Origin of the sequence: Oerskovia enterophila, assembly GCF_044748475.1 — a bacterium.
Classification (GTDB): Bacteria; Actinomycetota; Actinomycetes; order Actinomycetales; family Cellulomonadaceae; genus Oerskovia; species Oerskovia enterophila.
In genome coordinates, this window is sequence record NZ_JBIVFZ010000002.1 from 749,514 (window position 1) to 761,615 (window position 12,102).

Sequence of the window (12,102 nt, forward strand, 5' to 3'; positions counted from 1 at the left end):
CGGTGGGACGGGCCGTCAGCGGGGCCTCGGGCGGGCTTCTCAACAGGGTTCTCAGCAGGACGATCGAGCGGCACGGCCCGCTCAGGCGACCGAACCCGCCGGCACGTCGAGCGCCTCGAGCGCGTGCGCCCTGCTCACGCTGCCGCTCATGCGGGCGACCTCGCGACCGGCCGGGTCCAGGACGAGCACCGTCGGCGTGCGCAGTATGCCGAACGTTCGCACGAGGTCGTGGTGCTCGTCGACGTCCATCTCACGATGTGTCACGTCGGTGCGGGCCGCGACGACCTCGTCGAGCACCCTGGCCGTGTGACGGCAGGGCGAGCAGAACTCCGACGAGAACTGCACGAACGTCCGGTGGTCCCCCAGCACGATCCCGCGGGCCGACCAGTCGACCGCGGCAGCGGGCTGGGCGTCCCGGAGCCGGACCACTCCCTGCCGGCGCTGCCACCACACGCCGAGGAGCACGCTCGCGCCGAGCAGCGCGAGGAGGATCACGATGCGCCAGACCATGGTTCGACCTTCCCGTCGTCCGTCTGCGGTGCGTCCGGAGAGAGCCGGGCAGGTCAGCCCACGAGGACCCGACCCACCACGAAGACCAGGATGCCCCCGACCGTCACCGGAAGCACTATGGCAGCAAGCGCGGCAGCCCTGCGCTCGAGGGCCGGCAGCTGGTCGAACAGCGCGTGCAGGGCTGCGACGAGGAGTCCCGAGACCGCCCCGGTCCACAGCCCGTTGACGGTCACGACCTCGGGGAGCGCCCACGCCAGGGCGCCGCCGGCGGCGATCGACGCCGCGAGGGTCAGGAGCGTGTTCCACCAGCCCGGCACGGGCAGCGCAGAGACCGCCGAGGCGACGGCCAGCGTCGCCGCGCACGTCACGACGAGGGCTGCGCCGGCATCGGTGCGGTCCGTCGCGATCCACCCGGCGGCGGAGACGGCGACCACGAGCCCGCTGACCGTGCCCAGCAGGGACTCGACCAGGCGTGGCCGTCCGTCGCGGCGGAGCATCTCGGCGACGAACGCCAGGACGACCCCCATCGCGAGCACGAGCGGCAGGTTGCGCAACGAGGGCTCGCCCTCGGTCGCGGCGACCGCAGCGACGGCCCCGACCCCGGTCAGACCGATCACCAGGCCGGACCCGCCGGGGGCGGGCTGGTTGAGCAGCGACGGCCACCCGATCGCCACGAGGACGGCCAGCGCCGCGGACGCGAGGGTGAGCGGGAGGAGCCCGAAGAAGGCTGCGACGGCGACCGCGGCGGCCACCACCGCGGTGGCGACGGCGCGTGAGGAGAGACCCACTAGGCGCACTCTCCCTGCGTCAGGGAGCGAGCGGCACCGGGTCCGGAGAGGCTGAGCACGAACATGAGTCTCCCAGATGACGCGCGGCGGCGAACACGAAACAAGGTTGTAACAGCAGAAAGGCCCTGGTCACCCCGTTGACGTCTGTTCAACGCGCTACGGTAATGATTCCGGCCTTCTCGAAGGTCACTGGGAGGAGGTGCGTCGGTGGCAGAGCTGTTGATCCTGACACCGGCGACAGGTGGGTCCGTCGAGGTCCTGCCTGCGCTGGGACTGTTGTCGCACCGCATACGGGTGCTGCCCATGGAGCCGTCGGCTCTGGTGGACGCGCCGGACTCGGACGTCCTGCTGCTCGACGCGCGTCGTGACCTGGTCGCAGCGCGCACCACGTGCCGCCTGCTGCGCGCCACGGGTCTCGCGGTGCCGCTCGTGCTCGTCCTCACCGAGGGCGGCCTGACGGTCGTGACGGCCGAGTGGGGGGCCGACGACCTGCTGCTCGAGTCGGCGGGCCCTGCCGAGGTCGAGGCCAGGCTCCGGCTGGTCGTCGAGCGCTCGGCGCACGGTCGGGCCGAGGACGCCCCGCAGGAGATCTCGGCGGGCGAGCTCGCGATCGACGCCGGCGGGTACACCGCGAGGCTGCGCGGGCGCCCGCTCGACCTGACCTACAAGGAGTTCGAGCTCCTCAAGTACCTGGTGCAGCACCCGGGCCGCGTCTTCACGCGGGCCCAGCTGCTGCAGGAGGTCTGGGGGTACGACTACTACGGGGGCACACGCACGGTCGACGTCCACGTGCGGCGCCTGCGCGCCAAGCTGGGCCCCGAGCACGAGCAGCTCATCGGCACCGTCCGCAACGTCGGCTACCGGTTCGACCCACCCAAGGACCGGCGGGCCCAGTCCGCCGAGATGCCGGACGCCGCCCAGCCCACGGACGAGTCCGCCCTCGCGGAGGACCAGGTAAGTTCGTCCGGGTGACGACCGACTCGAGCGACTTCTCCGCAGCACTCGTCGACGGCCCCTGGCGGCACGAGTTCGTGCCTGCCAACGGTGCGCGCTTCCACGTCGCCCTCGCGGGACCGGAGTCCCGCGGAGGGGGTTCGAGCGCGCCGCTCGTGCTGCTGCTGCACTCCTTCCCGCAGTTCTGGTGGGCATGGCGCCACCAGCTCGAGGCCCTCGGCGAGGCGGGCTACCGCGTGGCCGCCATGGACCTGCGGGGTACGGGTGCCTCCGACAAGCCGCCGATCGGGTACGACGCCCCGACCCGCACGCGCGACGTCGCGGGCGTCGTCCGGTCGCTCGGTGCTGATCGCGCCGTCGTCGTCGGGCACGGGAGCGGAGGCGGGCTCGCCTGGGCCATGGCCGCGCTCCAGCCCGCCGTGACCGCAGGTGTCGCGGCCTTCGCCGCGCCGCACCCCTCGCACGTGCACGTCTCGGGTCGCCGCCTGCTCACGCCCGTCGCTCAGCGGCACCTGGCCTTCGCGCAGCTGCCCACGCTGCCCGAGCGCGCGCTGACCCGCGACGACCTGGTCGCGCGCGTCCTCGCGGACGGTGCGGCCTCGCCGCTCTCCCCGGAGGCGGTCGAGACCTATACGACCGTCATGCGCATCCCGTTCGCGGCACACTCCGCGATGGAGGCGATCCGCTGGTCGGTGCGCTCCACCCCCCGGCCCGACGGGCGTCGCTACCGCAGCGCGCTGCGCCGCCCGCTCAACGTCCCGACCCTCCAGGTCCACGGCGGGGCGGACGGGTTCCTGCGTCGGGAGCTCACCGACGCGGACGCCGCGGCGGTCTCGCGCAGCCTGCGCTTCGAGGTCCTCGAGGAGGCGGGGCACTTCCTCCCCGAGGAGGCGCCCGACGACGTCACGCGCCTCCTGCTGGACTGGTTGCCCACCACGCAGGGCTGAGTCACGCAGGAGACGACGACGGCGGCCTCCCGGCCGCCGGACGGGCGCTCAGTCGGTCTTGACCAGGGTCGCCGCGACCACAGGATCCGTCTCGCCGATCCCGTACGACGGGCACAGGTGCGAGATGGTGCAGGCCCCGCACGCGGGCTTGCGCGAGAAACAGACCCGGCGCCCGTGGAAGATCAGGCGGTGCGAGAGCATTGTCCACTCGCGCTTCTCGATCAGCTCGCCGACCTCGGTCTCGACCTTGACCGGGTCCTCCTCCGAGGTCCACTCGAGCCGGCGCGCGAGGCGCCCGAAGTGCGTGTCGACCGTCAGGCCGGGGATCCCGAACGCGTTGCCCAGCACGACGTTGGCCGTCTTGCGCCCGACCCCGGGCAAGGTCACCAGGTCGTCGAGCTTCTTGGGGACCTGCCCCCCGTAGCGCTCGACGAGCGCCTGACCGATCCCGATCACGGCCTGCGCCTTGGCCCGGAAGAACCCGAGCGGGCGCAGGACGTCCTCGAGGTCAAGACGGTCTGCCGCGGCGTACGCGGCGGCGTCCGGGTAGCGCGAGAAGAGCTCGGGAGTGGTGAGGTTGACCCGCTTGTCCGTCGTCTGCGCCGAGAGCACGGTCGCGATCAGGAGCTCGAGGGGCGTGGTGAAGTCGAGCTCGCACCGTGCGTCCGGGTACGTCTCCGCCAGCTCGCGGTTGGTGCGCCGAGCACGCCGGACGAGCGCGAGGCGTGACTCGGCGGAGGAACCCGCCGGAGCCTGAGGCGGCGCGGGCGAAGGAGAGGGAGCAGGACGCGAGGTACCACCCGAAGAGGTCACGTTGGGCAGCCTACTCGGCCCCACCCACACACCCCTCCCACAGGATCGACGCAGGCCGGTCCCAGGCGGTGGCGTCTCAAGTTGCGCGCATGAGGCAGACTTGTGGGAGGAATCACGAGTACCGGTTCGCTCGAACTCCGCCGATGCAGACGGGCACATGCCGGGAAAGTCCGCTCAACACCCGAAGGACATCGCGTGGACGACGACGTAGTGCTCTCCGCCCCCCTCTTCGCCACCATGGACCGCGAAGAGACCCGGACGCTGTTCGACTCGATGCAGCAGATCGAGCTCACCCGTGGGGACGTACTGTTCCGCGAGGGCGAGCCCGGCGACAGGCTGTACGTGATCGCACAAGGCAAGATCAAGCTCGGCCGACGCTCGAACGACGGCCGGGAGAACCTCCTGTCCATCCTCGGGCCGGGCGAGATGTTCGGTGAGCTCTCGCTCTTCGACCCGGGCCCCCGCACGGCCACGGCGAGCTCCGTCTCCGACGCGCTCCTCTACGAGCTCCGCCACGAGCAGCTCATCGAGTGGATCGAGAAGCACCCGAGCGTCGCGAAGCACCTGCTCAACGCGCTGGCCCGCCGCCTGCGCCGCACCAACGAGACCCTCGCGGACCTCGTCTTCTCCGACGTCCCGGGCCGAGTCGCCAAGGCGCTCCTGGACCTCTCGACCCGATTCGGCGAGGAGACCGAGGAAGGCGTGCGCGTCGCGCACGACCTCACCCAGGAGGAGCTGGCCCAGCTCGTCGGCGCCTCCCGCGAGACCGTGAACAAGGCCCTGGCCGACTTCGCGACCCGCGGGTGGGTCCGTCGCGAGGGCCGTGCCGTCGTGCTGCTCGACGTGGACCGCCTGGAGCGTCGCGCCCGCTGAGCGCGCCCCTGCAACGACCGGAGGCCGGTCGGACCACCCCTTCCGGGGTCGGCCCGACCGGCCTCTCGTCGTGCTGCTGTTCGTGCGGAACGCCCCGTGCTGCGCGCTCGCAAGGACGGGTCAGTCCGCGAGCTCCACGACCAGCTCGACCTCGACCGGCGAGTCCAGCGGGAGCACCGCGACGCCGACCGCGCTGCGCGCGTGCACGCCCGCCTCGCCGAAGATCTCGCCGAGGACCTGGCTCGCGCCGTTGACGACGGCCGGCTGCCCCGTGAACGACGGGTCGCTCGCGACGAAGCCCACGACCTTGACGACCCTGGCCACCTGGTCGAGGTTGCCGACGAGCGCGTGCACGGCCGCGAGCGCGTTGAGCGCGCAGGTGCGGGCGAGCACCGCGGCGTCGGCCGAGGCGACGAGGCCGTCGCCCTCACCGACCTTGCCGGTCACCTGCAGCACGCCGTCGACGAACGGCAGCTGGCCCGAGGTGTAGACGTACCGCCCCGTGCGCACCGCAGGGACGTACGCGGCGACGGGCGCGGCGACGTCGGGCAGGGTGATGCCCAGCTCCGCGAGGCGCGCCGCGATGCTCGTCGCCACTACTGCCCGCTGGTCGGGCGCTTGAGGTAGGCCACGAGCCCGTTGCCGTCGGGGCCGGTGACGACCTGGACGAGCTCCCAGCCGTCGGAGCCCCACTGGTCGAGGACAGCCTTGGTGTTGTGGATGATGAGGGGGATGGTCGCGTACTCCCAGGTGGTTGCCATGCGACCGAGCGTAGCGGGGATCGCCGGTCCGGTCAGCGCGCCGTGACGTTCGTCGAGGTCCAGGATCCCGGGTCGTGCGGAGGCACGCCGAGGTCTGGAGAGGCCCCGTCCTGCGGTCACGGATGCTCCGCATCCTGGCCCGCGGATGCTTACACAACCCGCACACCGGGCAGGGGTGAGAACGCCCGGGAAGCGTCGGCGCCCTCCCGTAGGCTTGGGCCATGGCCTCCCCTGCGCGTCCCCGTCGACAAGTCAACGCCTATCAGCTCATCGCCCTGCTGCTGGCGTTCGTCCTCGTCTCAGGGGTCGGTGGAGTCCTCGGTGCGGGCCTGCTGATCCCGCTCGCGGCCGGCGCGAGCCAGCTCACGGACAGCAGCGTCCAGATCTTCGACGAGCTCCCTGACGAGCTCGAGCCGGGACCGCTCTCCGAGAAGTCGAGCGTCTACGCGAACGACGGGACCACGCTCCTTGCGACCTTCTACACGGAGAACCGCATCGTCGTCCCCCTCGAGGAGGTCTCGGTGCACATGCGCAACGCCGTGGTCGCGACCGAGGACAAGCGCTTCTACGAGCACGGCGGGGTCGACATCGAGGGCACCACGCGTGCTGCCATCAACAACGCCACGGGCGGCGCCAAGCAGGGCGGCTCGAGCCTGACGCAGCAGTACGTGAAGAACGTCCTGATCGAGCAGGCGGTGCGTGACGACGACCCCATCGCGGTCGAGGCCGTCAAGGAGAGCTCGATCGAGCGCAAGGCCCGCGAGGCGAAGCTCGCCATCTCGCTCGAGAAGCGCATGACCAAGGACGAGATCCTCCAGGGCTACCTGAACATCGCGCAGTTCGGCATCCGGGTCTACGGCGTCGAGACCGCCTCCCAGCACTACTTCGGCAAGCACGCCGCCGACCTCAGCATCGTCGAGGCCGCGACCATCGCGGGCGTGACCAACGCACCGGGCGCCTACGACCCGGTGTCCAACCCGGTCAACTCCGAGAAGCGCCGCAACCTCGTGCTCGGCCGCATGCTCGAGCAGGACTACATCACCCAGCAGGAGCACGACGAGGCCGTCGCGACCCCGCTGGCCGACACCCTCAACGTCCAGCCCGTCACTGTCGGGTGCCAGGCCGCCAACGGTGCCGCGTTCTTCTGCGACTACGTCACCAAGGTCATCACGTCGGACCCGATCTTCGGCGAGACGCCCCAGGAGCGACAGGCCCTGCTCTACCGCGGTGGCCTGGACATCGTCACGACGCTCGACCCCCGCCTGCAGACCGCAGCCGAGGCCGAGGTCACGTCGGCGATCCCCCCGACCGACCCCAGCGGCATCGAGAACGCGCTCGTGACGGTCGAGCCCGGCACCGGGAAGATCCTCGCGATGGCCCAGAACCGGCCCTACGACGCGTCACTCGAGGCCGCTCCCGGCACCACGGCCCAGAACTACAGCGCGGACCAGGCGCACGGCTCGTCGCGCGGGTTCTCCCCCGGCTCGACCTGGAAGCCCTTCCTGCTCGCCGAGTGGCTGAACGCAGGGCACACCCTCAACGAGACGGTCAACGCGAACCGGCGCCAGTGGAACGTGGGTCGGGACTTCACGGCGTCGTGCACCAAGCTCAACGTCGGCGAGCCCTGGAACCCCAACAACTCCGACGGTCAGGGCAAGGGCAGCATGACCGCCATGGCCGCGACGATCAACTCGGTCAACACCGCGTACGCCGACATGGCGAGCAAGCTCGACCTCTGCGCAGTGGCGAACACCGCGAAGTCCGTGGGCTTCGCCCCGTCGCTCACGAGGGACAAGGGCGAGGTGGAGGTCCGTCCCTCCATGATCATCGGTACCCAGAACTCCTCCCCGCTGCAGATGGCGGCCGCGTTCGCGACCTTCGCGAGCGGGGGCACCTACTGCGAGCCCGTCGCGATCACGAGCGTCGTCGACCAGTCGGGCAAGGAGATCGAGGTCCCCTCGGCGAACTGCAACCCGAGCGCCCTGGACCCGGCCGTCGCCAACACGGTCACGTACGCACTGCAGGGCGTCATGACGCAGGGTTCGGGCAAGAGGTCCCAGCTCGCCGACCGGCCGAGCGCGGGCAAGACCGGGACCGCCCAGCTCAACACGCACAACTGGTTCGTGGGCTACACGCCCCAGCTCGCCACCGCCGTCTGGATCGGCAACGCCGAGACGGACGTCCAGATGCGGAGCAACGGACGTGGTCGCTTCTACATCAACGGTGTGGGCAGGCAGTGGTGGTTCGGCTCCGACCTGGCGGCCCCCATGTGGAAGAACTACATGACGGTAGCGCTCGACGGCGCGCCGGTCGTCGAGTTCCCGGGTCCGGACCCCAAGCTCCTCGGCAAGGTCCAGGCACCACCCAAGACCGACGGCGGCACGACCGGAGAGGGCAACGGGTCCGGGAACGGTGGCAACGGCTCGGGCAACAACGGCTCCGGGAACACCGGCGGCGGCAACGGGTCCGGCAACAACGGCGGTGGCCAGGGCAACGGGTCCGGGAACGGTGGCAACGGCTCGGGCGACAACGGTGGAGGGAACAGCGACGGCGGCGGGAACGGCGACGGCGCCACGCCCCCCGAGGAGGAGGGCTGACCCGGTCCCGCGTGCACCCCGCACTGGTCGGTCTCGGCGCGCTCGCCGCGGTCGGTGCCGGGGGGCTCGCCTACGCCCATGTCGAGACCAAGCTCTTCACGCTGCGTGAGGTCACGGTCCCGGTGCTCCCGCCGGGGCACGCCGACCTGCGGGTCCTGCACTTCTCGGACCTGCATCTCACGCCCAGCCAGGAGCGCAAGATCGAGTGGGTCCGGTCGCTCGCCGCGCTGCGCCCCGACTTCGTGGTCGACACGGGCGACAACATGGCGCACCTCGACTCGCTCGAGCCGCTCCTGTACGCGCTCGAGCCGCTCCTGAGCAGCACGCCGGGGGCCTTCGTCATGGGGTCGAACGACTACTACGCCCCCTCGCCCAAGAACCCGGCTCGCTACCTCCTGCCCGACGCGCGGATCTTCCACAAGATCGACCCTCCGAAGCTCCCTGCCGCCGAGCTCGCTGCCGCGATGTCCACGGCCGGGTGGATCGACCTCACCAACCGTCGAGACGCGGTCGATGTCGGCGGTCTGCACATCGACCTGGTGGGCGTCGACGACCCGCACCTCGACCGCGACGTCTTCCCGGCCGCACCCGAGCGGGCCGGGGGCAGCTCCGGGACGGCCGCTGCGCCGTCGGGCCTGCGGATGGGCGTGGTGCACGCGCCCTACGTGCGCGTCCTCGACCAGATGCACGACGACGGCGCCGACGTCATCCTCGCCGGCCACACGCACGGCGGCCAGCTCTGCGTCCCCTTCTACGGAGCGCTCGTGACCAACTGCGACCTGGACCGCGGGCGGGCCAAGGGCCTGCACGGCTGGCCCGGAGCCCGCCCCGACGCCCCCGGCGGCGAGGACTCGACCTGGCTCAACGTCTCGGCCGGAGCAGGCACGTCGCCCTACGCACCGTTCCGGTTCGCGTGCCGCCCGGAGGCCACGATCGTGACGCTGACCGCACGCTGAGGCAGCGGTTTCGTCCCAGGGGCAAACGTCCGCTATTCTAGGCAGGCTCCAGCGCGCAGGTTTGGCGGGACCTTTCGAGGACCCCTGACCGATCTGACGCAACAGGAGCAATCGGGGTGTGGCGCAGCTTGGTAGCGCGCGTCGTTCGGGACGACGAGGTCGCAGGTTCGAATCCTGTCACCCCGACCAGCACGAAGGCCCGGAGTCCACTGGACTCCGGGCCTTCGTCGTTCCCGCACCCCTGCGCCCGCCGGCGGTGACGAGCCCGTCCGCCGAGGGTGACGGTCATCCGGTGCCCAGCCGGTCACCCTCGCCCCCGCTGCGCCCGGCCCGCTCGGGTGACACGATGAAACGGTCCCGTCCTCGCGAGGAGCCGTCGTCCTGGGCAGGGCGCTGAACACGCTGAGGGCCCCCGCACCACGCACCGGAGGAGTCGTCATGGCCGAGGAGCCGATCGTCGTCGTCGGAGGTGGGCTGGCCGCCGCGAAGGCCACCGAGACGCTGCGCGCCGAGGGGTACGACGGCGACCTCGTGGTCGTCTCGAGCGAGCCCCACCGGCCCTACGAACGGCCGCCGCTGTCCAAGGACTACCTGCGCGGCGAGGCCGAGCGCGACGTCCTGTTCCCGCTGCCCGAGGACTGGTACACCGACCACCACGTCGACCTGAGGACGGCCACGCGAGCAGCGGCGATCGACGTCGCCGGCCACGCGCTGACGCTGATAGACGGCACCGTCCTGCCCTACTCGCGCCTGCTCCTCGCGACGGGCTCGACGCCCCGCTCGTTCGCCGTCCCCGGTGCCGACCTCCAGGGCGTCCACTACCTGCGCACGATCGAGCACGCCGACCTGCTGGCCGCGACGCTCGAGGCCTCGGCCCGCGAGGGGGCGGGACGGCTCGCGGTCGTGGGAGACGGCTGGATCGGGATGGAGGTCGCGGCCTCGGCGCGCACCCTGGGCCTCGACGTCACGGTCGTCGGCCGCTCGGTGCATCCCCTCGGCCGGGTCCTGGGCCCGCTGCTCGGCGAGATGTACGGCAAGGTCCACGCGGACCACGGGGTCCACCTGCACCGCAACGCCCAGGTCGTGGGGATCACCGGCAGCGAGGGGCGGGTGACGGGCGTGGACGTCGAGGACGGGACGCACGTCGCGGCCGACGTCGTCGTGGTCGGCGTGGGCGTGACGCCCAACGTCGGGTTCGCCGAGGCCGCGGGCGTCGCGCTGCGCGACCGGTCGCTCGGTGGCGGGCTCGCGGTCGACGCGACCCTGCGCACGTCCGCCCCGGACGTGTGGGCCGCGGGGGACATCGCGAGCGTCCCCTCGCAGCGCTACGGGCGCCCGCTGCGCGTCGAGCACTGGTCGGTGGCCCTCGAGACCGGGCCCCACGCCGCGCGCGCCGTGCTGGGCTCGCGCGAGCCCTACGACAAGCTCCCGTACTTCTTCTCCGACCAGTACGACGTGGGCATGGAGTACCTGGGGTTCGTCGAGGACCCGGCCGAGACCGAGGTCGTCGTGAGCGGGTCGCTCGAGGACAGCGAGCTCGTCGCGTTCTGGGTCGCGGACGACCGCGTCCAGGCGGGGACGGCCGTCAACACCTGGGAGCAGATGGAGCGGGTCGAGGAGATCGTCCGGGCCGAGGGGCCGGTCGACCGGGACGCGCTCAGGGCGTTCCGCGCCTGACCGACCCGGCACGCGAGGCGCCCCGCGCCCTACGGCACCGCGCGCTGCGCCTGCCCCACGTACTGGCTGAGCGGCCGGATGAGGGCGTTCGCGGCGCGCTGCTCGACGACGTGCGCAGTCCAGCCCACGACGCGCGCGGCGACGAACAGCGGCGTGAACGTCGGGGTGTCGAACCCCATGAGGTGGTAGGCGGGGCCCGTCGGGTAGTCGAGGTTCGGCAGGATGCCCTTGCGCTCGGTCATCGCGGCCTCGAGCGCGTCGTACAGCTCGTCGAGCGCGGTCGCCTCGTCGGTGCCGAGGTGCGCGACCAGGTCGTCGAGCGTCTTCTTCATGGTGGGCACGCGCGAGTCGCCGCTCTTGTAGACGCGGTGGCCGAACCCCATGATCTTGCGCTTGCCGGCCAGGGCCTCGTCGAGCCAGGAGGCTGCCCGGTCGGCGGTCCCGATCTCGGCGAACGTCGCCATGACGGCCTCGTTGGCCCCACCGTGCAAGGGGCCCTTGAGCGCGCCGATCGCCCCCGTGACGGCCGAGTGCAGGTCCGAGAGGGTCGAGGTGATGACGCGGGCCGTGAACGTCGAGGCGTTGAACGAGTGCTCGGCGTACAGGACCATCGAGACCTCGAAGGCACGCACGACGCACGCGTCGGGCACCTCGCCGAACGTCATGTGGAGGAAGTTCTCGGCGTAGCCCAGGTCCTCGTCGGGGTCGACGATCTGCTGGCCGCGCCGGCGTCGCTGGTCGAGGGCCACGACCGCGGGCATCATGGCCCACAGCCGCAGGGCCTTGGCGTGCTCGGCCTCGGGGGACGAGTCCTCGGCGCTCGGGTCGTGCGCGCCCATGACCGAGACGGCAGTGCGGCACACGTCCATGGGGTGGCAGCTCGTGGGGAGCTCGAGGATCGCGTTGCGGACCTCACCCGGCAGCGCCCGGTTCTCCCGTTCGACGGCGGTCTGCTCGGCGAGCTGCTCGGGCGTCGGCAGCTCACCGTGCCACAGCAGGTAGGCGACCTCCTCGAAGCTCTTGCGGGCCGCGAGCTCCTGGACGGGGTAGCCCCGGTACAGCAGCGAGTTCGTGTCGGGGTTGACCTTGGAGACGGCGGTCGTGTCGACGACGACGCCCGCGAGGCCCTTGCGGATCTCCGGGGCCGGGGACGCCGTGCCCGGGGCGGTCGCGCGGGCCTCGGTGCCGTCGGGGACCTGCGCGGGGGTGCTGGTGGTCATGTGCTC

General features: G+C 71.7%; 12 protein-coding genes and 1 tRNA gene. 7 read left to right on the forward strand and 6 right to left on the reverse strand.

Annotated features, from left to right (window positions below):
- Window positions 1–81: 81 nt before the first annotated feature.
- Window positions 82–510 (reverse strand): thioredoxin family protein, encoded by a 429-nt coding sequence (locus ACIPWA_RS07840; RefSeq protein ID WP_056645120.1) that lies wholly within the window; start codon window positions 508–510, stop codon window positions 82–84.
- Window positions 511–563: 53 nt separating this feature from the next.
- Window positions 564–1,298, reverse strand: coding sequence for a hypothetical protein (locus ACIPWA_RS07845; protein ID WP_068626511.1), 735 nt, complete (start codon window positions 1,296–1,298; stop codon window positions 564–566).
- A 207-nt stretch (window positions 1,299–1,505) separates the two neighbouring features.
- On the opposite strand from ACIPWA_RS07845, the gene ACIPWA_RS07850 reads away from it, so the two are divergent.
- Entirely contained in the window at window positions 1,506–2,270 is a 765-nt protein-coding gene (locus tag ACIPWA_RS07850) for a winged helix-turn-helix transcriptional regulator (protein ID WP_056645117.1), read from the forward strand.
- On the forward strand, window positions 2,267–3,199 hold the full coding sequence (locus ACIPWA_RS07855; protein WP_400289312.1) for an alpha/beta fold hydrolase: 933 nt from the start codon (window positions 2,267–2,269) through the stop codon (window positions 3,197–3,199). Before ACIPWA_RS07850 ends, ACIPWA_RS07855 begins: the two co-directional genes overlap by 4 nt.
- Before the next feature lie 48 nt (window positions 3,200–3,247).
- On the opposite strand, the gene nth is transcribed toward ACIPWA_RS07855, so the two are convergent.
- A complete protein-coding gene (gene nth / locus ACIPWA_RS07860) occupies window positions 3,248–4,021 on the reverse strand; it encodes an endonuclease III (protein WP_400289667.1) in 774 nt (257 codons plus the stop codon).
- Between the two features lie 186 nt (window positions 4,022–4,207).
- Between nth and ACIPWA_RS07865 the strand changes: the two genes are divergently transcribed.
- Window positions 4,208–4,885, forward strand: coding sequence for a Crp/Fnr family transcriptional regulator (locus ACIPWA_RS07865; RefSeq protein ID WP_056645111.1), 678 nt, complete (start codon window positions 4,208–4,210; stop codon window positions 4,883–4,885).
- A 120-nt stretch (window positions 4,886–5,005) separates the two neighbouring features.
- Here the strand turns inward: ACIPWA_RS07865 and ACIPWA_RS07870 are convergent, their stop codons facing one another.
- Window positions 5,006–5,482 carry a RidA family protein gene (locus ACIPWA_RS07870; protein WP_400289315.1) on the reverse strand — a complete coding sequence of 159 codons (477 nt, stop codon included), beginning with the start codon at window positions 5,480–5,482 and terminating at the stop codon, window positions 5,006–5,008.
- Window positions 5,482–5,646, reverse strand: a complete 165-nt coding sequence (locus ACIPWA_RS07875; RefSeq protein ID WP_169834232.1) for a DUF4177 domain-containing protein — start codon at window positions 5,644–5,646, stop codon at window positions 5,482–5,484. The genes ACIPWA_RS07870 and ACIPWA_RS07875 overlap by 1 nt, the downstream gene beginning before the upstream one ends.
- A 221-nt stretch (window positions 5,647–5,867) precedes the next feature.
- Here ACIPWA_RS07875 and ACIPWA_RS07880 point away from each other — a divergent pair, with 221 nt between their 5' ends.
- From ACIPWA_RS07880 to ACIPWA_RS07895, 4 genes are all read left to right on the forward strand, one after another.
- Window positions 5,868–8,243 (forward strand): transglycosylase domain-containing protein, encoded by a 2,376-nt coding sequence (locus tag ACIPWA_RS07880; protein ID WP_400289317.1) that lies wholly within the window; start codon window positions 5,868–5,870, stop codon window positions 8,241–8,243.
- An 11-nt stretch (window positions 8,244–8,254) separates the two neighbouring features.
- The gene (locus tag ACIPWA_RS07885; RefSeq protein WP_400289319.1) at window positions 8,255–9,199 is read left to right on the forward strand and encodes a metallophosphoesterase; all 945 of its coding nucleotides are present in this window, start codon (window positions 8,255–8,257) and stop codon (window positions 9,197–9,199) included.
- Between the two features lie 112 nt (window positions 9,200–9,311).
- Window positions 9,312–9,388 (forward strand) — tRNA-Pro (locus ACIPWA_RS07890).
- Between the two features lie 249 nt (window positions 9,389–9,637).
- Window positions 9,638–10,876, forward strand: coding sequence for an NAD(P)/FAD-dependent oxidoreductase (locus ACIPWA_RS07895; protein ID WP_400289321.1), 1,239 nt, complete (start codon window positions 9,638–9,640; stop codon window positions 10,874–10,876).
- A gap of 29 nt (window positions 10,877–10,905) precedes the next feature.
- Here ACIPWA_RS07895 and ACIPWA_RS07900 read toward each other — a convergent pair whose 3' ends face one another.
- A complete protein-coding gene (locus tag ACIPWA_RS07900) occupies window positions 10,906–12,096 on the reverse strand; it encodes a bifunctional 2-methylcitrate synthase/citrate synthase (protein WP_082618090.1) in 1,191 nt (396 codons plus the stop codon).
- Window positions 12,097–12,102: the final 6 nt, after the last annotated feature.

Excerpts from the sequence above, each read along its gene's own strand:
- ACIPWA_RS07840 (WP_056645120.1), bottom strand. The coding sequence starts at position 510 with ATGGTCTGGCGCATCGTGATCCTCCTCGCGCTGCTCGGCGCGAGCGTG.
- ACIPWA_RS07875 (WP_169834232.1), bottom strand. The coding sequence starts at position 5,646 with ATGGCAACCACCTGGGAGTACGCGACCATCCCCCTCATCATCCACAAC.
- ACIPWA_RS07880 (WP_400289317.1), top strand. The coding sequence starts at position 5,868 with ATGGCCTCCCCTGCGCGTCCCCGTCGACAAGTCAACGCCTATCAGCTC.
- ACIPWA_RS07895 (WP_400289321.1), top strand. The coding sequence starts at position 9,638 with ATGGCCGAGGAGCCGATCGTCGTCGTCGGAGGTGGGCTGGCCGCCGCG.
- ACIPWA_RS07900 (WP_082618090.1), bottom strand. The coding sequence starts at position 12,096 with ATGACCACCAGCACCCCCGCGCAGGTCCCCGACGGCACCGAGGCCCGC.